At 69.9% G+C, this 20,867-nt stretch carries 8 protein-coding genes and 1 pseudogene; 6 read left to right on the forward strand and 3 right to left on the reverse strand.

Annotated elements, in window-relative coordinates; all coding sequences use genetic code 11:
• The first annotated feature begins 352 nt into the window (after window positions 1-352).
• Both ACIBLA_RS20015 and ACIBLA_RS20020 read left to right on the forward strand, forming a co-directional pair.
• Entirely contained in the window at window positions 353-2,233 is a 1,881-nt protein-coding gene (locus ACIBLA_RS20015; protein ID WP_399199320.1) for a right-handed parallel beta-helix repeat-containing protein, read from the forward strand.
• 399 nt (window positions 2,234-2,632) lie between these two features.
• The gene (locus ACIBLA_RS20020) at window positions 2,633-5,062 is read left to right on the forward strand and encodes a glycosyl hydrolase family 95 catalytic domain-containing protein (protein ID WP_399199321.1); all 2,430 of its coding nucleotides are present in this window, start codon (window positions 2,633-2,635) and stop codon (window positions 5,060-5,062) included.
• A gap of 25 nt (window positions 5,063-5,087) precedes the next feature.
• Here ACIBLA_RS20020 and ACIBLA_RS20025 read toward each other — a convergent pair whose 3' ends face one another.
• Window positions 5,088-5,363, reverse strand: a complete 276-nt coding sequence (locus tag ACIBLA_RS20025) for a hypothetical protein (RefSeq protein ID WP_399199356.1) — start codon at window positions 5,361-5,363, stop codon at window positions 5,088-5,090.
• Window positions 5,364-5,388: 25 nt separating this feature from the next.
• A complete protein-coding gene (locus ACIBLA_RS20030) occupies window positions 5,389-8,355 on the reverse strand; it encodes a glycosyl hydrolase (RefSeq protein WP_399199322.1) in 2,967 nt (988 codons plus the stop codon).
• Window positions 8,356-8,687: 332 nt separating this feature from the next.
• On the opposite strand from ACIBLA_RS20030, the gene ACIBLA_RS20035 reads away from it, so the two are divergent.
• Genes ACIBLA_RS20035 through ACIBLA_RS20045 form a run of 3 tightly spaced genes read left to right on the forward strand, consistent with a single transcriptional unit; the run spans window position 8,688 to window position 17,990 of the window.
• Window positions 8,688-11,267: a beta-L-arabinofuranosidase domain-containing protein gene (locus tag ACIBLA_RS20035; protein WP_399199323.1), complete on the forward strand. Its 2,580-nt coding sequence runs from the start codon at window positions 8,688-8,690 to the stop codon at window positions 11,265-11,267.
• 57 nt (window positions 11,268-11,324) lie between these two features.
• Window positions 11,325-14,747 (forward strand): glycosyl hydrolase, encoded by a 3,423-nt coding sequence (locus ACIBLA_RS20040; RefSeq protein ID WP_399199324.1) that lies wholly within the window; start codon window positions 11,325-11,327, stop codon window positions 14,745-14,747.
• 15 nt (window positions 14,748-14,762) lie between these two features.
• On the forward strand, window positions 14,763-17,990 hold the full coding sequence (locus ACIBLA_RS20045; RefSeq protein WP_399199325.1) for a family 78 glycoside hydrolase catalytic domain: 3,228 nt from the start codon (window positions 14,763-14,765) through the stop codon (window positions 17,988-17,990).
• Window positions 17,991-18,615: 625 nt separating this feature from the next.
• On the opposite strand, the pseudogene ACIBLA_RS20050 reads toward ACIBLA_RS20045, so the two are convergent.
• A pseudogene (locus ACIBLA_RS20050) lies at window positions 18,616-19,081 on the reverse strand (transposase); the annotation flags it as partial.
• A 1,155-nt stretch (window positions 19,082-20,236) separates the two neighbouring features.
• Here ACIBLA_RS20050 and ACIBLA_RS20055 point away from each other — a divergent pair.
• Window positions 20,237-20,851: a toll/interleukin-1 receptor domain-containing protein gene (locus ACIBLA_RS20055; protein ID WP_363246050.1), complete on the forward strand. Its 615-nt coding sequence runs from the start codon at window positions 20,237-20,239 to the stop codon at window positions 20,849-20,851.
• Window positions 20,852-20,867: the final 16 nt, after the last annotated feature.

The raw sequence follows: 20,867 nt of genomic DNA on the forward strand, positions 1-20,867 counted from the left end.
ACACCCTTTCCGGACCGGGCCCCCGAGCCCGGAAGACCTGGCACCGACCGACGGGGCCGGCGGCCCCCGGCAATGACAGACGGCCCGCGTGACGGCACCGCCGTACTCGCGCACAACCGGCCGGATTCTCTCCCGCGTCCATGACGTGCCCGCGCGCCGGGCCGAGTGCGCCTGCTCACCGGTGACCGCGAGCGACGACAGGCCGAACGTGGTGCCCCGACGACGTACGCGGGCATCGTCTCCGCCGCACACGAGCATGTGCCGGTCCGGCACCCACCTCTGCCCTCACCTGTCGTCCACGCGTCCACGGCCGAACGACGAAGCCACGCCACACGCGTGGCAAGGAGGCTCCATGCCCATCACCACCTTCGTACGACGAAGGTCAAGACTTCCGCTGCTGCTCGCGGCCGGCGCCCTGCTGGTCAGCGGCGCGACGCTGAACGTCCCCGACGCGAACGCGAAGCCGGCCGGCTGCACGCCCACCGAGGTCTTCGTCGCGCCCAACGGGAACGACAAGGCCAAGGGCGCCAAGAGCCAGCCCCTCAAGACCATCGAAGGCGCACGCGACCACATCCGCGACAATGGCCTCAACCGCGCCGGCCGGATGAACTGCGACATCAACGTCAACCTGCGCGCCGGCGACTACCCGGTGAGCAGGACCATCGACTTCGACGACCGCGACTCGGGCGCCGACGGGCACAAGGTCGTCTACCGCTCCTACGACGGCGTCGGCAAGGCCCGGGTGATGGGCGCCGCTCCGGTCACCGGCTGGGAGGAGTACAAGGACGGCGTCTACCGCGCCGACGTCGGAACGGACAAGCCCTTCTACACCCTCTTCGAGGACGGCAAGCGCGCCACCACGGCCCGCTACCCCAACCGCAAGTCCGACGACGCGTGGGCGCCCTACATGACCTCCGTGCTCAAGGAGCCGGAGAAGGAGGCCGTGCGCCAGTGGCTCTACTCCAACCCCGGTGAGTGGGACGCGAAGTGGGACCTCTCCAACGCCCAGGCCGTCGTCTGGTCGGGCGGCAGCTGGAGCTGGTTCACCGACACCGTCCCGATCCGGGACTGGAACCCGGCGAAGAACCAGATGACGCTCAAGTACTGGACCCGGTACGCGCTCATCAACTCCCGGGGCGGATCAAGGTACTTCCTGCAGAACTCGCTCGACTTCCTGGACCAGGCGGGCGAGTACTACATGGACTTCAAGAAGGGGCACCTCTACTACAAGCCGCGCGGCGACATCGACGACGCCGTCGTACTGCGGCCCACGGTGAAGACCCTGTTCAACCTGGCCGGCGCCGACCCGGACCGCCGGGTGAAGGACATCAGCCTCGACGGACTCTCCCTCCAGTACACCGACTTCGTCGACTGGTACCGCTACGGCTGGATCAGTGACGGCGACTCCGGAGAGCCGCAGAAGTACCCCGAGTACGACCGGCAGATCGAGATGCCGCGCAACCGCTTCGGTGCCGTCACCGTGACCAACAGCAAGGACATCACCCTGTCCCGGCTGCACCTGTCCGACACCGGGTACCACGCGGTGTACGCCCTGTTCGCCAACGACGGGCTGACGGTCCGCGACAGCCTGCTGGAGAACATCGGCGGCGACGGCATCAAGATCGAGGGACCGTACCCGGGCGAGGGCAGCACCTCCAACGGCCACCTGCTGACCAACAACTACATCACCCACTACGGCGAACTGGTGCCCGGCGACGCCTCCGGCATCGAACTCCTCGGCACCGGCAACAACACGATCAGCCACAGCCACATCAAGCACAGCGCCCGCTACGGCGTGAGCCTCGAAGTACGGCCGGAGGTCGCACCCGCGGACAACTACGCCCGGAACAACACCTTCGAGTACCTGCGCATCGAAGAAGCCGGCCTGGACAGCGGTGACATGGGCGCCTTCTACACCTATGGCATCAGCAACGTCGAGCCGCACACGATCGACAACCATGTGCGACAGGTCGTCATCGGCGATGTGCTTCCGGACGCCTCCATGCCGGACAGCGGCACCCGTGGCGTGCACATGGACGCCGGCGGCTGCGGCTTCAGCTTCGAGGACATCGAAGTCGGCCAGGTCACCGACCAGAAGTACCAGAGCTACCAGTGCAACGACGTGAAGAACGCCAACTGGGAAGCCGATTACGACGCCTCGAAGATGGAGTACGACAAGATCGGCGTCACCGACTCCTTCCCGTACCCGCTGCCCGAGGGCGACACCCAGTGACCGGTCGCTGACCGGACACCTCCACGAGAGGTACGGGCCCGGCCGCCGGAGCCGGAAACGGACCGGCCGGACCGGCCCGTACCCCCATGGGGGGGATCGGTTGGGGCGACGCACCCGCGCCGCCGCCCCACCGATCGGCACGCCCACGCCGCCGGACACGCGACGGTCCGGCCCCGACCCGACGCCCGACCGGCGGAGCGACAGCCATTGGCAGGGCTTCTGCCGCAGACACCCTGAACACCGTGGAGCGCGCCTGGCTGCGACCGCGCCGGCGGAGGCGACCGGCGCCGCAACCACCACGACCACGCCCGGCACATCGCGCAGGCGCCGCACCCGGTCACGGGTGCCCTGCCGGGGCCTGCGCTCCAACTGCCCGCACGACGCACCTGGAGGCACACCATGTCTGAGCTGTCCCGACGACACGTCCTGGCCGTGGCCGGAGCATCCGCGGCGGCGACCGCGCTGAGTACCGGAGTCGCACAGGCGGCAATCGGTGCGGCGGACACCACCGCGCCGTCGGCCACCGGGACCGGAACCCACCCGATGCGGTTGTGGTACCAGGCCCCGGCGGCGGAGTGGCTGGAGGCACTGCCGGTCGGCAACGGCCGGATCGGCGCCATGGTCTTCGGCGGAACGGACACCGAACGGCTCCAGCTCAACGAGGACAGCGTGTGGGCCGGCGGTCCGCACGATTACATCCGTCCCGGCGCAGGGGAGCACCTGGACGAGATCCGCCGCCTGGTCGTGGAGGAGAAGTGGAACCAGGCGCAGCGGCTGATCGACACCAAGTTCATCGGCAGCCCCTCGGAGCAGGTTGCCTACCAGGTGCTCGGCGATCTCGAACTCGCCTTCACCGGAACCGGCGAGGTGACCGACTACGAACGTGAGCTGGACCTGGAGACCGCGGTCGCCCGCACCAGCTACACGCGCGGCGGCGTACGCCATGTGCGCGAGGTCTTCGCCAGCACCCCCGACCAGGTCGTCGTCGTGCGGATGACCACGGACACTCCAGGGAGTATCGGCTTCACCACTCGCTTCACCACCCCCCAACGGTCGACCGACTCCGCGGTGGACGCTCACACCATCGCGCTCGATGGAGTCAGCGGCGACTGGTACGGCCTGCCCGGTTCCGTGCACTTCCGCGCACTGGCCCGTGCCGAGGCCGAGGGCGGACGGGTCTCCACCGACCAGGGGGCGCTGACCGTCGAGGGCGCCGACTCGGTCACCCTGCTGATCGCCATGGCGACCAGCTACCGCAACTACCTCGATGCCGGCGCCGACCCGAAGGCCAGAGCCCGCCGCCACCTCGACCCGGCCGCGAAGCGAAGGTATGAGCACCTGCGCACCAGGCACGTGGCCGACTACCGGCGGCTGTTCTCCCGGGTCGGCATCGACCTGGGCCCGTCGGAGCGCGCCGGCCTGCCCACCGACCAGCGCATCCCGCTCTTCGCCGACGGCAAGGACCCGCAGTTGGCCGCCCTCTACTTCCAGTACGGCCGCTACCTGCTGGCCTCCTGCTCCCGGTCGCCGGGGCAGCCCGCCAACCTCCAGGGCCTGTGGAACGACAGCCTGAACCCGGCCTGGGAATCCAAGTACACCGTCAACATCAACTTCGAGATGAACTACTGGCCCGCGGGGCCCGCCAACCTGGCGGAGTGCTGGGACCCCGCCGTGCAGATGGTCCACGAGCTGGCGGAGTCCGGCACCCGCACCGCCAAGGCGATGTACGACGCGCCGGGCTGGGTGTTGCACCACAACACGGACGGCTGGCGGGGAACCGCGCCGGTGGACGCCGCGCAGTACGGCATGTGGCCGACCGGAGGCGCCTGGCTGTGCGTGATGCTCTGGGACCACTACCGCTTCACCGGTGAAACGGGCGCTCTGATCCGCAACTATCCGGTGATCAAGGGCGCGGTGGAGTTCTTCCTCGACACGCTGGTCGTGGACGCGAAGACCGGATGGCTCGTCACCAACCCCTCACAGTCCCCAGAGGTCACCCACCACCAGGACGAGGGCGAAAGCGTCAGTATCTGCGTCGGCCCCACCATGGACATGCAGCTCCTGCGCGACCTGTTCGACGCCTACCGGCAGGCCGCGAAGGTGCTGCACCGCGATGCCGGCTTCGTCGAACGGGTCTCCGAGATCCGCGACCGCCTCGCGCCCACGCGGATCGGCTACCTCGGCCAGATCCAGGAGTGGCTGGAGGACTGGGAGGAGGCGGCGCTGGTGCGGAGCCGCCATGTCTCCCACCTTTACGGGGTGTTCCCGAGCGGGCAGATCAACCCGCGCACGACCCCGGAACTCGCCGCGGCGGCGGTGAAGAGCCTGGAGCTGCGGGGAACGGCGGGGCAGGGCTGGTCCCTCGCCTGGAAGATCAACATGTGGGCCAGACTGCTGGAACCGGCGCGCGCCTACAAGCACCTGTCGGACCTGCTCACCCCGGCGCGCACGGCCCCCAACCTCTTCGACCTGCACCCGCCGTTCCAGATCGACGGCAACTTCGGCGGCGTCTCCGGCATCACCGAGATGCTGCTGCAGAGCCACGCCGACGAGATTGACCTCCTGCCGGCGCTGCCCGAGGCGTGGCCCACCGGATCCTTCCGCGGACTGCGCTCCCGCGGTGGCTTCGAGGTCGACCTCGCGTGGACGGCCGACGGGATCACGCACGTCGAGATCCGCTCCCTGCTCGGCAACCCGGTGCGTGTCCGCACCCCGCACCCGGTGGACGTCGAGGGCGCCGGGGCCGACCGGCCCGAGGAGTGCGTGGTGTCCTTCGGCACTCGCCGGGGCGGCCGGTACCGTCTGACCGCCGCGAAGACGGGTCGCTGACCCGGGGAAGCGGCGGAACGTCACGTCACACGGAGCCGGAAGCGGACCGTCGGTCGCGCAGCGGCATCCATACCCGCATCGCGCCGTCGCCGCGGTTGTCCCACTGGAAGTAGGGCATCGCGGTGGCGGTCGCGGGGCAGCCCGAGTCGTCGCTCGCCGGGCCGCCGAGCGTGCGCTGCGGCAGCCCCGCCTGTGGGCGCCGGTGACCGCCACCGCCGGGGTCCGCAGCGTGATGGCCGCCACCGTGCCGCCGACGTCGGTTCGCCGGCCGGCCCGCACCATGGGCACCCTGGCCGCCGATGGTCTTTCCGGTGCGGGGTGCCCTGTTACGCCTGCACGGTGCCCCGCCCGTACGGCACGATCCGTACCGGGCCGATGAGCCCGTAGTCCTGCCGTTTGCCGGCCCCGAACACGGACGGGCGGGCGACCCGCAGCCGGTTCAGGAGGGTCGTCGCCACCTCCGCCTCGATGGTGTTGGCGCCCCGCCGCAGCCGGGTGCCGAGGTCGGCGACCCGGGCGAGCTGGTCCAGCGGCGGCAGCTCGCGGCCGTTGACGAGTACGCGGAACGTATCGAAGACGCCGCCCAGGTGAAGCAGCGCGCCGTGCTCTTCGGACCAGTCGTCGCCCAGGACGACGGTGGTGCGGTAGCGGCCCACACCGGAGACGTCTTCCAGGCCGGGGATCTTCGACCAGGGCGCGAGGGCGTCCAGTTGGACGACGTGCTGCTCGTGGGCCGTCTCGGTGGCGCTCGCCCCGGGGCGCCAGTCGTCGACGGTCAGCGTCCAGGAGGTCAGCGCGACGGGCTGCGGTAGCGCGCCGATGACAGTGTTCGTGCTCCGCCCGTCGTCGAACGTGGTGGTGTACGTTCCGGCCGCCGCGGCGCGCATTTCGAGGCGGCCCCCATCGCGCACGTGGAGGGAGTCGGCCTGCGTGGCGGTGGCGTGCCGTCGGGGGGTGTCCCGGGTGGGCCGGGCCAGCACGACGACGGTGACCGCACCGGGCTCGAGGTCCACGGTGAGGCGGATGCGGCCGTCGCCGGTGCGGGTGTACAGGGCGATCGGGGTGAGCGTGCCCGTCCACGGGTCGAGGCGGCGCGGGACCGCGCCCTTGACCCCGGTGGTGAGCGTGACGTCATGGGTGATGCGGGTACCGGTCGAACCCTTCTTGCTCACCGCGTCGTTGGCGAAATAGAACCAGTCGGCCTCGACGGTCGCGCGGTGGCTGTGCAGCAGCATGGACGACTGGGCGTACTCGACGTCGCGGCGCAGCCCGAGCGCGGCGATGGCCTCGGGCACGTCGGGGCGGTCGGCCACGATGTGGACCGACTTCAACTTGCCCAGGTCCGCAAGGAGTTGACGCAGCCGCGCGTCGCCGCCGGGGCGGGAGATGCCGGGGACGCGGGCGTTGGACCAGTCGCCGATGAGGATGATGGGCAGGCCGGCCTTCGCGTACGAGAGCAGCTTCTCGGCGACGCCCAGCTCCAGCGTGTGCTCCCGGCCGGCCATGACGTCGCCGTCGACCACGAGGGCCTTGAGCGCCGGCCCGTCCGGCGCGAGGCGCCCGTCGCGTACGACGGCCGACGGCAGATCGAGCAGGCGCGGGCTGAGGAACGTGTGCGTCCAGCCGACCGGTACGCCCTCGCCGGAGAACCAGGGGGCGCCGAGTCCGGAACCGGCGTAGCCCTTCTGCCGCAGGATCCCGACGTCGACCTTGTTGACGCCGGTCTGCAGCACGAGCTGCAGGCGGCCGAGGAAGTCGGCGACCGCCGGCGTGTGCCGCCACACCGGCTGGCGCGGACCCCATGCCTCGCCGTATCCGGCTGCGCCCGAGTACGGTGAGAACGCCGCGAAGCCCGGCCACTCGGCGCCCGGCGCGTCGGCGTATGCGAAGCCGTGGAAGACGGCCTGGTTGACGCCGGCCGCGTACTGCGTGACCAGCTTCTTGAGGGTGTCGGCCCAGGTCGTCGCGTAGGCGCCGCCGGCGGTGGCACCGGCCTCGTTGGACACGATGCGCCTGCCGCCCATGTCTCGGCCGCCCGCCAGGCACCGGAAGTCGTCCAGGTTCTTGAAGCCGAGCGATTCGCCCTCGCTGACGTCCAGGATCGCCGACTTGTAGATGGCATCGGTCTCCAAGCCGTATGGCTGGATGCGTAGTTGGAGGCCCAGCGAGTGCGCCCACATCTGCAGGGGACGCAGATGATGATCGACGTACAACTCGGTCACGACCTCCATGACGTCGCGGCGGACCCCCCTGTCCAGGGTCGGCTCGAAACTGAAGACGTGGTCCTCGTGCTTCTCCACGAACGCGGCCAGATATGGCAGCAGCGAGTAGCCCATGCGGCGTTCGAACTCCGCCGGCAGTGCGGGGGTCCACAGCGTGGCCTCGGTCTCCATCTCGATGGAGTCCTCGAACAGGGCCCCGCCCGTCTCGCGCAGGAGCGAGCGGATCGTGGGGGTGAGGATGTGCTCCTCCCAGAAGTCGGTGACCGCGCCGGTGCCGACGTCGCTGAAGTGGTCGACAACGTAGGAGAGGGGAGTGGTGTGGTTCCTTCCCTCCGGGCGCTGGCCGGACCCGCGCTCCCAGTACGCGACGATCAGCCAGGTGCCCCCGTCGTCGGGCGCCGTCCAGGACACACGGCCACCGTCGACATGCGTGGCGAGATCGGTGACAGTCGCCTGGTCCAGGCGCACCGGCTCGGCCGTCGGTGAACTGCCCGCCGACACACGGACGGCCTGGACGAGGAAGAGCCGCTGCTCCGTCACGCCCGGCTCGGGCTCCTCGGCTGTCGGCAGCGGACCCTCGTACGTCGATCCCGCGGCTACGGTGGTGAGTCCGTGGGCGAGTTCCTTCGCCGCGGCCGGGCTGTCGGGCGTGATGGAGGGAACAGCGGCGGGCCAGGCCGGGCCGATGGTCAGGTCGACCAGCACGTCGCGCTTCTTGGCCTCGCGCAGGGCGGCCTCGATGGCGGCGCGCCAGGCCGTGGTGCCCCAGCCGTAGCGGACCGTGTCCAGCTGCTGGGTCATGCTGTGGGTGACCGCCGCGATCTCCACACCGCCGAACCCGGCGTCGGCGATCGCCCGCACCTCCCTGGCGATCTCACCGGTGTCGACCAGTGCGTCGGGCCACCACCAGCGGAACTTGGCCCGCACGGCGGACGCCGGGTCGCGCAGGTCGAAGGCGGCGCCGGCCGCGAAGTCCGCCGCGGCGGCCCCTGTCGCGGTGTGCCAGGGCAGAGCCGTCGCGACGCCTGCCAGGGCGCCCATTCTCAGCAGTGTCCGGCGTCGCAGACTCATGGCTCTCCTTGCCGAGGTGGGCGATTGAACGATTCAATCAGTGCGGGTGGAACCTACGTTGCGGCGTGGCGGCAGACAAGGGGTGGTCGACAACTATCCCGGTGCAAGCGTCTTGACGGGCGGTGTCGCCTCGCGCAGAGTGGCCGTCGGCGCGATACGAAACGATTCAACGATACGGATTACGTCGGCGGGTGAGGTGGCTTGCTCACGCCTCCATGTGCCGGCCGAATCCCGGTCGCCGATCATCCTTGGCCCGTCCTGCTGTCCCCTCGCTCCCCGCATCCCTCCTGATCGTCTTCCGCCGTACGCCCACGCCGCAACGGAGCCGCCGCATGCCCAGTCAGCACCTGACGAGACGCACCTTCGTCGCCGGATCCGGGGCGGCGGTCTCTGTCGCGCTGGGGGCGGGAGCCGCGTGGGCGGCCGGCCCGGTGCGCACGTCCGCCAGCGTGCGTCCCGCGCTCGCCGAGCTCCCGCTGGGCGACGTACGGCTCCTTGAGGGGCCCTTCCGGGACAACATGCGCCGTACCTGTGCCTACTTGCTGGCCGTCGACGCCGAGCGTCTGCTGCACACCTTCCGCGCCAACGTGGGCCTGCCCTCCGACGCCGAACCCTGCGGCGGCTGGGAGGCGCCGACGATCCAGCTGCGCGGCCACACCACCGGTCACCTCCTGTCAGGACTCGCGCTCGCCCACGCGAACACCGGGGACGAAGCGTACGCGGACAAGGCCCGCTGCCTGGTGGACGCCCTGGCGGCCTGCCAGCAGGCCGGACCCGCCGCCGGGTTCACCGAGGGCTACCTGTCGGCGTTCCCCGAGCAGGTCTTCGCGGACCTGGAGGCGGGCGGCAAGCCCTGGGCGCCGTACTACACGATCCACAAGATCATGGCGGGACTGCTCGACCAGTACCGACTCTGTGGCAACCTACAGGCGCTCAAGGTCCTTGAGGGTATGGCCCGTTGGACCGAGGTGCGGCTGTCGGCGCTGACCGATGCCGAGCTGCGCAACGTACTGCGCGTGGAGTGGGGCGGCATGAACGAGGTGCTCGCCGCCCTCCACCTGGCCACGGGGGACGAATCGGCGCTGCGGACCGCGCGCCGCTTCGACCAGGAGGACCTCTTCGGCCCGCTGGCCGAAGGGCGCGATGAACTCGCCGGGCGGCACGCCAACACCGAGATCGCCAAGATCGTGGGTGCCGCCCGGCTGTACTACGCCACGGGCGAAGGCCGCTACCGGGCGATCGCCGCCAACTTCTGGGACATCGTGGTCCGCGACCACTCGTACGCCATCGGCGGCAACTCCAACCAGGAGTTCTTCGGGCCGCCGCACGAGATCGTCAGCCGCCTGTCCGAGGACACCTGCGAGAACTGCAACACGTACAACATGCTGAAACTGGGCCGCGGGCTGTTCCTCGGCGACCCGGACAGGGCCGCCTACATGGACCACTACGAGTGGGCGCTGTACAACCAGATGCTCGGCGAGCAGGACCCCGAATCCGAGCACGGCTACGTCACGTACTACACCGGGCTGTGGGCGGGCTCGCGGCGTCAGCCCAAGGGCGGGCTCGGCGCCGCGCCCGGCAGTTACAGCAGCGACTACGACAACTTCTCCTGCGACCACGGCACCGGACTCGAGACGCACACCAAGTTCGTCGACACCATCTACTTCGAGTCGGCGGCCGGTCCGAAGGGGGCAGCGCAGCCGCCCGAGCTGTACGTCAACCTCTTCATCCCCTCCGAACTGAACTGGCACAGCACCGGCGTGACGGTGCGTCTGTCCGGCGGATATCCGGCTGCCTCGGGCAAGGTGCGGATCGCGGTCACCCGCGGTGCGGCATACTTCCGGCTCAAGGTGCGCATCCCGGGCTGGCTCGCCGACGCGGACCGGCCGCTCATCGCGCAGGTGCGGGTCAACGGACGCGACGTCGACTCCGCACAGATACGGCCCGGCGCCTATCTCACGCTGGACCGGCACTGGCGCGCGGGCGACACCGTCGAGCTCGCCTTCCCACGCGAGCTGACCTGGCGGCCCGCGCCCGACAACCCGCACGTCCACGCCCTGTCCTACGGGCCGCTGGTGCTCGCCGGTGCCTATGGGAGCGTCGAGTCGCCCACGATTCCGTCCCTGGTGCGCTCATCGGTGCGTCAAGTCGGAGCGGACACAGCGCAGTTCGCCGCGTCGCAGACGGACGGCACGGCTGTCGCCCTGCGGCCCTTCTACCAGGTCCACCACCAGCACTACAACGTCTACTTCGCGACCGAGCCCCGCCCCGGCCGTCCCCGCGAGTTGGCGCGCTACCTCCTCGACGAGGGCACCGGCGCCACCGTCGCCGATGCCACCGGAGCGACGCCCGACGGCAAGCTCGTCGAGGGGGCCTCCTGGACCACGGGACGCGACGGACACACCCACGCCGTCGCCCTCGACGGAGCGGGCGGCCATGTCGCCCTGCCGCCGGGCCTCATTGCGGGACTGACCGAACTCACGCTCAGCGCCTGGGTCCGCGTCGACACCCAGGTCAACTCGGCACGGATCTTCGACCTCGGCTACCACAAGAGCACCTATCTCTTCCTCGCCGCCCGGACCGGCACCGGGCGCCCCCGCGCCGCCTTGAAGATCGCCGGTATGGCCGACGAAGACTTCATCGACGGCGACGCGCCGCTGCCCACGGGGAGGTGGGTGCACATGGCGCTCGCCCTCCGCTCCGGTGGGGGAGTGCTGTACGTCGACGGGGCCGAGGCCGGGCGCAACGACGCGTTCGTCTCCTCCGCGCTGCTGCTCGGCGCGACGCCCCGCAACTACCTGGGCCGCTCGCAGAACTCCACCCACCCGCATATGCACGGAGCGGTCGCCGAATTCCGCGTACACAACCGGGCGTTGACGGCCCAGGACGTCGGCGCGCTCGCCCGTTCCTGACCGGCCGCCTCAGCCCCGCCAGGCCCCATATTCCTCGTACACAGGGAGCGCACTCACATGCCCCAGCAGCTCGATCCCTCCGAGCAGTTCCCGAGCTCTGGCCACTCGGCCGTGACCAGACGCCACTTCGTAGCCCTGTCCGCCCTCACCGCCGCAGCGGTCACCGTAGGTCTGCCCGGCGCGGCGTTCGCCGAGGGTCGGCTTTCGGGAGCAGCCCGGTTCGACCCTGCCGGGTTCGCAGATCCGCGCAGGGACAGCCGGCCCGCCGTCTATTGGTACTGGAACGGGCCCGTCACCCACGAACTGGTCGAGCGGCAGATGGCCGATCTGCGCGACAAGGGCATGTACGAGGTCGTCGTCTTCCCCTACGACAACGCGGACATGCAGCCCGCCTTCTTCACAGAGGGCTGGTTCGATGTCGTCGGACACGTCATCGAGACCGCCGATAAGACCGGCATGAAGGTCTGGCTGTTCAACGACAACCACTTCCCGAGCGGCCGCGCCGGCTACTTCATCACCCAGGGCGGCACGGTCGGTTCGCGCACCTACGAGCCGCGCCCCGACCTGCGTCTGAAGGGTCTGTGGCGGTCCACCGCGGTCGTCGAAGGGCCGGGCACGGTGAGCCTGTCCCAGACCACCGGCGTCGGCGTGGACAAGGGCCAGCTCGTGGCCGATGCGGCCGTGCTCGCCGGGCCCGCCGTGCTGCGCGACGGCGCCGAGTGGGGCGAGGTGACCGTCAGCTGCACCGTCAGGGCCGACGTCATCGCCGCCGGTCTCCTCGTACGCGCGTCGTCCTCAGGGCGCGACGGGCTGCTCGTCGAGGCCGACCAGAGCGGGGTCGTCACCCTGTCCCGTGTCGCGGACGGTGCGGTAACCCAGGTCGCCAAGTCCTCGCGTACCGACGGATTCAACAAGACCAAGTTCCACTCCCTCGCGGTCTCCCTGCGCGGCCCGGACTGCTCGGTCACCCTCGACGGCAAGGACAAGGGCACCGTCACCGACGAATCGCTCACGCGCGGCGGAGTCGGCGTGTACGCCCGCGACGGGCAGCGCTCCCTGTGGGAGGACCTGACGGTCACCGGGGCCGACGGCGGCACGCTCTACACCCAGGTCTTCGACGACCCGGCGGCGGCGGGTGACTTCACCGCACGCGACATGCCCGAGCACGCCCCGCGCCCGGCCGCGGCCACCGCACGCCCTGCCGGTTCCAAGGACGGGAGTGAACTGGTCGAGCTCACCGAGCAGGCCGACGGCGGCAGTTGGCGGGTGCCCGAGGGCCGCTGGCAGATCGACCTGTTCGGCGGCGTCGACCTGGTCGACAACACCTCTGGCTACATACGCGGTTACACCGATCTCCTCGACGACGAGCCCGTGGAGCTGTTCCTTGACATTGTGCCGGGCGAGTACCACCGCCGGTTCGGCCGCTACTTCGGCAACGTGATCAAGGGCTTCTGGGACGATGAGCCGTTCATAGCCTCCGCCGGGCCGCACCCCTTCAAGCGCCGCCCCTGGTCGCCGACGCTCGCCGGCGCCCTCGCCGAGATCGGGGCCGAACCGGGCGCCGCGTACGCGAGCGCCTTCGACGACCTGGGCGAACGGGGCCGGGTGCTGCGCGGCCGGTACTGGCAGGCCGTCTCCGACCGGTTCTCGCGCTACTTCCAGAAGCAGGCGGAGCAGTACGCCGAGTGGGGCGTACGCCTGGTCACCAACCCGCTGTACGACGAGGTGGGCCTGTCCAAGCGCATCGTCTCCACCGGTGACCTGCACAAGATCAACCAGTGGGCGCAGGTGCCCGGCGGCGACTGCATCACCGCCGAGTACGAGCTGAACACGCCGACGACGGATCCGCGCAACCCGGCATCCGTTGCCCACCAGACGGGCCGCCCGCGGGTGCTGATGGAGGCGTTCGGCAACATGGGTTGGCAGATCGCCCCGGACTTCATGCGGGCCCTGCTCGGCGCGTTCGCGACGCGCGGCATCAACCTCACCGTGCTGCACGCCCTGTGGACCGACGAGACACGCGTCTTCTTCGCGCCGCCGTTCGGGCCGCGCAACCCCTGGTGGTGGGCGATGCCGCCGGTCTCGGCGTGGATCGGACGAGTCATGGAGCTCGCGCGCGGCACCTCCGGCGCGCGGACCGCGCTGCTCCAACCTCAGCGCGCCGCCGAGCAGTTCACCGCCACCGACCAGCAGGCCGCGGTGGACGACGGCTTCACGGATGCCGCCTACGCCCTGGAACGCGCCCAGGTCGACTTCGACCTCGTCCACGAAGGCGCGCTCAGCGGGGACAAGGCGCTCCTCGCGCACGCCGAGGCGGACGACGGCAGGCTCCGCGTGGGCCATGCGGCGTACGAGCTGGTCGTCCTGCCCGCCACTCCCGTACTCGACACCGCGACCGTGCGCGCGCTCGCCGACTTCGTACGCTCCGGAGGCACCGCCGTCGCCGTGGGCGAGCTGCCGGCGCTCGCGGCCGACGGTGACGAGGCGGTGCTCGCTCGTGAACTCGCCAAGCTCTTCCCCGCAGTGGGGATCCGCCGCTTCGGCAAGGGCCGCGCCGTGCACCTCACGGACATCGGGAGGCTGCGGGACGTAGCACAGGAGGCGTCGGTCGCCGCCGCCGTCCTGGAACCCGCGGCCGACGCGGTCCGCGTGCTGCGCACCACGCGCGGCGGTGACACGGCGTTCCTGTTCAACAACGAAAGCGGCATCCCGGTCACCACCATGGCCCTGCTGCCCGCCCACGGCGAGCCCGAACTGTGGGACCCGGCCACCGGCACGGTGCGGCCCGCCCCCGTCCGCGGCCCGCTCACGCGCGACGGCGTCCGCTTGCCGATCACCCTCGCCCCGTACGAGACGCTCGCCGTGGTGGTGCGCAAGAGCGCCAAGGCCGCCCCGTACCTCACCGATGCCGACGGCCTGCCCGTCACCCAGGTGAGCCGCGGGCGGCGCACCCTGCACGTGAGCGCTCTCGCCGAAGTCCCCGGCACCCACCGCCTCACGGGCAGCGACGGCGAACGCACCTACCGGGGGACGGCGAAGGTCGACGACCCGCTCACACCGCTCGCCCTCGACGGCGACTGGACACTGACCCTGGCCAAGGACGGCGCCGAGCCCGTCACCCGCCCCCTGGCGAGCTGGGTCGACCTCGACCCGCTGTTCTCCGGCAGCGGCACGTACACCAAGGACGTCACCCTCGACGTGGCGGCCCTCGACGGGCGGCGCTTCCTTCTCGACCTCGGCACGGTGCGCGAGGTAGCCGATGTCACCCTCAACGGCATGGAGTTCGCACCAGCGGTGTGGGCGCCGTACGTCGTGGACGTGACCGAAGGCCTGAAGCCCGGCGTGAACCACCTCAGCGTCCGGGTCTCCAACACCCTGTCCAACGAACGCAAGAAGCCGCTGCCGTCCGGCCTGGTCGGCCCGGTGACCCTTCGCCCACGGCGGTCCCTGACCGTCGACCTGACGCCGACCCACGCCTGAACCCGGAGACCTCCCATGGCCAGACGGACCCTCCTGCTCGCCACGGCACTGACCGCCCTGGTCACCGTCGTACCCTCCGCGGTGCCGGCCACGGCCGCCACCGATCACGGCGCCATGGCAGCCACCTCCCTGCGCACCCAGCACCTGCGCACCGCCCTCGGCATCGACGACACCACGCCCGATCTGAGCTGGCAGCTGACCGCTGACGGTCCGGGTGCCACCCAGCACGCCTACCGCGTGCAGGCCGCCACCAGCCGCGCCGTGCTGGAGCGGGGCCGGCCCGACCTGTGGGACTCGGGTCAGGTCGACTCGCCCGTGCCGCAGGCGACGTACGCGGGCAAGGCACTCGGCTCCCGCAAGATCGTTCACTGGCGCGTCCAGCTCTGGTCGCAGGGCTCCGGCCGGGCCTCCGCATGGAGCGCGCCCGCCGTCTTCGAGACCGGGCTGACCGAGGCGGGCGACTGGTCCGCCGACTGGATCACCCACGGGGACTGGCAGCTCGGCAAGCGCACGGTGCAGCCGGTGACAGTGTCCCTGCCGCGCACCACGGCTCGCCATGTACGCCTCGACGTCGCCCGCCTGGGGCTGCCCCTCGCCGACGAGTTTCCCGCGCTCACCCATCGCCTGCAGCTGGCCGAGATCGCAGTGCGCGACTCCACCGACCCGGCCACCGAACTCGCCGAGGGCGCCACAGTCACCGCCTCCGAGTCCGACACCGAACGCAAGGTGTGGGAACCGAAGCTGGATGTCGACGGCGTCACCAACAGCGCCTGGAGTCAGGCCGCCGGATACGCGAGTCTGCCCCACCCGAGCGCCGACGTGAGCGACAAGCCCGTCACCGTCACCCTCGACCTCGAAGAGACGAAGACCTTCGACCAAGTCGTCCTCTATCCGCGCGGCGACATCCTCACCGACGACGGACGCGTACCGGGCTTCCCCGTCGACTACAAGCTGGTCGCTGCCGACGCCGCCGACGGCCCGTACACGACGGTCGCCGACGTCACCGGGCAGCGGCCGCCCGAGCCGTACCTGCCCTCCGGACTCCCGCTGTTCGCCAAGGACTTCACCCTGCCCAAGGATATCCGCCAGGCACGCCTCTACATGACGGGCCTCGGCGTGTACGACGCGGACGTCAACGGCGAACCGGTCGGCGACGCCGTCCTCGAGCCGGCCAACACCGACTTCGCGGACCGCGTCCAGTACGCCACGTACGACATTACGGACCAACTCCGTTCCGGTGCAAACACGTTGGCCGTCGAGCTCGGCAACGGCATCGCCAACCAGCTCAGCACCGCCGGCCGCTACCGCAAGCTGTACGGCAACAAGGCGGACCCAGCGCTCATCGCCCAGCTGGAGGTGACGCTCGCGGACGGCACCGTACGCCGCATCTCCAGCGGCGCCGACTGGCACACCGCACTCGGCGCGACGACGTCGTCGAACTGGTACGGCGGCGAGGACTACGACGCTCGCCGCGAGATCCCGCGCTGGAACAAGCCGGGAGCCGATCGTTCGAAGTGGGGCCACGCCACCGAAGCCGACGCGGACAACCAGCCCGAACTCAGTGCCCGCGAGACCGAACCGGTCCGCGTCGTCGAGACGCTCAAGGCCACCGAGGTGCCCGAAGCCGCGGCCGGTAGCCGCATCTTCGACCTCGGCCGCAACATCGCCGGCTGGCCGGAGATCACCGTCACCGCACCCAAGGGCACCACGATCCGCGCCTACCCGGCCGAAAGCCTCAAGGACGGCCACGCCCACCAGTCGATCAGCAACGTCGGCGCACCCCTGTGGGACAGCTACACGACGAGCGACGGCTCCCGGCCGCGGACCTGGCACCCCAAGTTCAGTTACCACGGCTTCCGTTACGTGGAGATCAGGGGACTGCCCGAGGACGCCACCCTCTCCGTGCGTGGCAAGGTCCTGCGCGTCGACAACACCTCCGCGGGCTCCTTCACCAGCTCCAACGAACTGATCAACGGCATCCACTCGCTGATCCGCCGCTCCGTCGAGGGCAACATGATGAGCGTCCTCACCGACTGCCCCAGCCGCGAAAAGCTGGGGTGGCTGGAGCAGGACCAACTGGTCTTCCCCACCCTCGCCGCCAACTACGACCTGAGCGCCCACCTCCGCAAGATCGTGCGCGACATGGCGGACGCTCAAACGGCAGACGGCCTGATTCCCTCCACGGTCCCCGACTACGTCCAACTCTCCGGTACCTACCGCAATGACCCGAACTGGGGCGGCGCGTTCGTCCTCGTCCCTTGGCAGCTGTACACGACCTACGGCGACAGGGAAACGCTGCGCACGTACTACCCGCAGATGAAGAAGTACGTGACGTTCCTGGAGCAGAAGGTCTCCGGGGGCATCCTCGACTACTCCCTTGGAGACTGGTTCACCCCGGACCGGACGTTCCCCAAGGCGGTATCCGGCACCTACGGCTACTGGCGCGTGGTGAACACCCTCGGCGACATCGCGGAAGTCCTCCGCGAGGATGACGACCAGGCGACATACCGGGCCAAGGCCCACGCGAGCGCGCAAGCGCTGTCGGACAAGTTCTACGACCCGGCCACGGGGACGTTCGGCGGCGGCGGGCAGGGCGCGGAGGCGCTCGCCCTCGACATGGGTGCGCACCCGCAGGCCGAACGGTCCCGTCTGCTCGACCACTTGGTGACGTCGGTGACGGCAGCGGACCACCATCTGCTGCTCGGCGAAATCTCCCTGCCGGCCGCCATCCGCGTGCTGTCCCAGGAGGGCCACGACCAGCTCGTCTACAAAATCGCCACACAGACGACGTCCCCCAGCTACGGCTACCAGGTCCTCGCGGGCAACACCGCACTTGGTGAGAGCTGGGACGGCGGCTCGGGCCAGTCGCAGAACCACTTCATGCTCGGCGCGATCGACGCCTGGTTCACCACGCGCCTGGCCGGCCTCGGCCAGGCCCCCGGCTCGGTCGGCTACCGCGAGCTGCGCATCGCCCCGGCGGTCGTCGGCGACCTGTCCTCGGCACGTGGCACCTACACGACGCCGTACGGCCAGGCTGCGAGTGAATGGCGGCGGGACGGCAACGAGTTCCGCCTCACCGCGCGGGTGCCCGCGGGCAGCACGGCCAGGATCGAGGTGCCGGTGACCTCAGGCGAGGTGCGGGCGCCGCAGGGTGCGCGCCTGGTCGGCAAGGACGGGAAGACGGCTGTGTACGAGGTGGGTTCCGGGGTGTGGCCGTTCGCCTCGGTGTATGAGAACGAGTAGGAGAAACGGAGGCCGTGGGTTCGGCCGGGGCCGACTCGGCCGGATCCTGGCCGGTCTCGGCCCGGGGAAGTTTGCCGCTGAGCGCACCGTCACGCCGGACGCCTGACGAGTCACGCGACGCCGCGCCCCGGGGCGGCATCCGCGTCGGTCACGGACTCCGCGCCATGCCGCCTGCACTCCTCCTGTTTCCCTCGCCGCAGACGAGCTCGTCGACGGGGGCCATCCGCCGCCAATTCTCGTTGTCGAGGCGCCAGGCCATGTCCAGCGCCACCGGATTACTGCCGAATCAGGTGACGGGCCGCAGCTCGGTTCTTTCGAGCCGGGGAAGCCGGGCTGCTCAAGGTGGAAGTCACTGACCTTGAGCCCGAAGCAGAGACACGACACGGGGAAGTACCCACCTCGTCGCGTGCCCCCGACGTGAACAGCGAGGAAACGGCATGCGCAGGGTTCGCGCTGCGACGGCTTGCTTGTAGTCGCGTGCGTACTGGGTTGCGGGGTGCTGGGGGTCGTGGAGTTCGACGGCAGCGCCGATGTAGGGGCACAGGGGGGTGGTGGGGGGATGTCGAAGGCGGCGAGGAGTCGTTCGTTTTGTCCCCGCCGGGGTTGTTTGGCGTCGAGGGTTCAGCGTGTCGCGCCAGTTCAGGGTGGATTCGCGAGTGAGTCTCCGGCTTATGAGGTCGATGATCGCGACGTGGATTATGGCTTCGGAACGGGGGGTCTTAGTCGCGGGCCAGTCGGCGGTGATGCATCAGCCGGCCGAAGGTCCGCTCGACGACCCGGCGTCGCGGGATCACCTTGAAGCCTTTGACGCCCGGGGCGCGTTGGGCGACTTCCACGTTGATGCCGGGGCGGGCGCCGTGTTCAATGGCTTTGGTGCGGTAGCCGGTGTCGGCCCATGCTTTGGTCACGCGCGGTTGAGTGGCAGCGATGTGGGACATCAGGTGCATGCCGCCGACGTTGTCGGAAATGCTCGCCGCGGTGACCCGGACAACCAGGAGCAGGCCGAGGGTGTCCACCCCGATATGGCGCTTGCGACCTGCGATTTTCTTGCCGGCGTCGATGCCCTGGCTGCTCGCGGGTACGTTCGCGGACCCAGGGCCAGGCTGCTGCCCGTTCTGCTGGAGGGCCTGAGACTGCTGCTGCGCCTCCTCCGCTACGCCACCCAGAGCAGCCCGGCCTCCGCCCTCGGCCACCTCCCACCCGAGGAATTCGAGGTCCAGCACCACTGATCACAGGCAGCCCCAAACGCTGCCAGAAACCAGAGAAACCGGCCGCTACGAAACTTGGGGCAGCTCACCCGGGGGTGATTCGCGTAGCCAACTCCCTGGCCCGTAACGGGCCGCGTCCCATGCCGGCACACACAGCGAACGCAGTAGTCAGTTGTATGCACCGAAGGCACGGTGGGTTACACCGTGCCTTTCGGTGCACGTGATCGGCGTCAGTCCCTTACGAGAAGACTCGCACCGATTCCGCCGCATCCCGACACGTTGAACGAGGTAATGTGGTAGCCGGGCGGGATTGGTGAGCCCCCGCATATCCACGTGCCGGTGTCAACGGGCAATGCGTGGGCCCAGGAACCTATGCCGCCACAGCCGGTCCTGTCGTAGTTCACAATGACATATCCGGGCACGACCGGAGAGCCCGAACAAGTCCAGACACCGTTATAGGGGAGGGCGTAGGTCCAGGAACCTATGCCGTTGCAGCCGGTGCTGTCGTACGCGACGATGACATGCCCGGCCGGTACAGGCCCTCCAGAGCAGACGTACCCGATTCCGAGGTTCTGCGACTCGCCGGCGGCCGCAGCGGGGGTCGCGCCGGTAAGCATGGCCGCCGCGGTCATCGTAAGCGCTGCTATTACTGCGGCGATCCTGCTTTGGACGGCTGCCGTCGTGCGACTCCGTAGTTGGCGCAGGTGGCTGTTCAAGTCTCACCATTCCTTTCGGCATGCGCGCTTTGTTGCCCATGGCCGAGAAGGCCGGGCCGTGGAATACGTGACCTTATCTTTGCGCAGTGTTTGGGACATGTGAAACTACGCAACTACCTACGTAAGTTTGCCGTCAGGGCCTCGGGGAGAGTCATGTTTGCCCGGTTTGATCAGGTAGGGCTGGGGTCACTGACGTGAAGTTTGCCGTGGGCGTGTGCGCCATGACCAGCGCGGGTCACAACTCCCTGACGGCGGTCGGCGAACTGGTCCGGTGCTCGAAAAGCGCACGCCATGGCGTGCCCCCGTGGCGCACCATGAGTTCATGCGCACTCGACTTTCGTACCAGCAACAGGACGAGCGACCGGCTTCCTCGCTAGCGGCCGCGCTGAGGCGTGTCGGGGCCGACCTCGTACTCGACGCGTGGACGACGGGCCCGGACGACTCCCCTACGTCCCGCAGTATGGCGAACCCCTCCGCCGACACGGACGACGCCGTCGTCCTCCTGTGGTCGGCCGCCGCCGGAACCGCGTGGGGCGAGGCCCTGGCGGAATCCGGCCTGCCGAGCGGGCTCACCGGCACCGGCGAGGCCCGCCTCGTGCCCGTCCGCCTCGATGACACGCCGCTGCCGCCCTCCCTGGGCAGCCTGCGCCACGTACGCCTAGCGGGGGGCACGTACCGTATGACAGACGCAGCGGCGGCCATGATCGTGCACCTCGGTTCAACCGCCGTGCCGGCGCCCGCCGTTCGGGGCAACGTCTCCGAAAACGTCTTGGTCATCAGCGACTTCGGCCGCCTGGGCCTTTTCGCGGCTTGTCCGCAGTGCGGCGTGAGCAGTGACCGGCTGCGCTCGTACACGACCGTCGAGCACATCAGCGACCGGGCCCTGTACCTGGTCAGCTGCGGCGCGTGCGACTGGCAGGACGCCTGCGACCTCTGACTCGGCTGAACCGGAA

It is taken from the genome of Streptomyces sp. NPDC050433 (assembly GCF_044458565.1).
Lineage (GTDB): Bacteria > Actinomycetota > Actinomycetes > Streptomycetales > Streptomycetaceae > Streptomyces.

Coding starts and splice junctions, on each gene's coding strand:
- ACIBLA_RS20015 (WP_399199320.1), top strand. CDS start 353: ATGCCCATCACCACCTTCGTACGACGAAGGTCAAGACTTCCGCTGCTG.
- ACIBLA_RS20020 (WP_399199321.1), top strand. CDS start 2,633: ATGTCTGAGCTGTCCCGACGACACGTCCTGGCCGTGGCCGGAGCATCC.
- ACIBLA_RS20030 (WP_399199322.1), bottom strand. CDS start 8,355: ATGAGTCTGCGACGCCGGACACTGCTGAGAATGGGCGCCCTGGCAGGC.
- ACIBLA_RS20035 (WP_399199323.1), top strand. CDS start 8,688: ATGCCCAGTCAGCACCTGACGAGACGCACCTTCGTCGCCGGATCCGGG.
- ACIBLA_RS20040 (WP_399199324.1), top strand. CDS start 11,325: ATGCCCCAGCAGCTCGATCCCTCCGAGCAGTTCCCGAGCTCTGGCCAC.
- ACIBLA_RS20045 (WP_399199325.1), top strand. CDS start 14,763: ATGGCCAGACGGACCCTCCTGCTCGCCACGGCACTGACCGCCCTGGTC.
- ACIBLA_RS20055 (WP_363246050.1), top strand. CDS start 20,237: ATGCGCACTCGACTTTCGTACCAGCAACAGGACGAGCGACCGGCTTCC.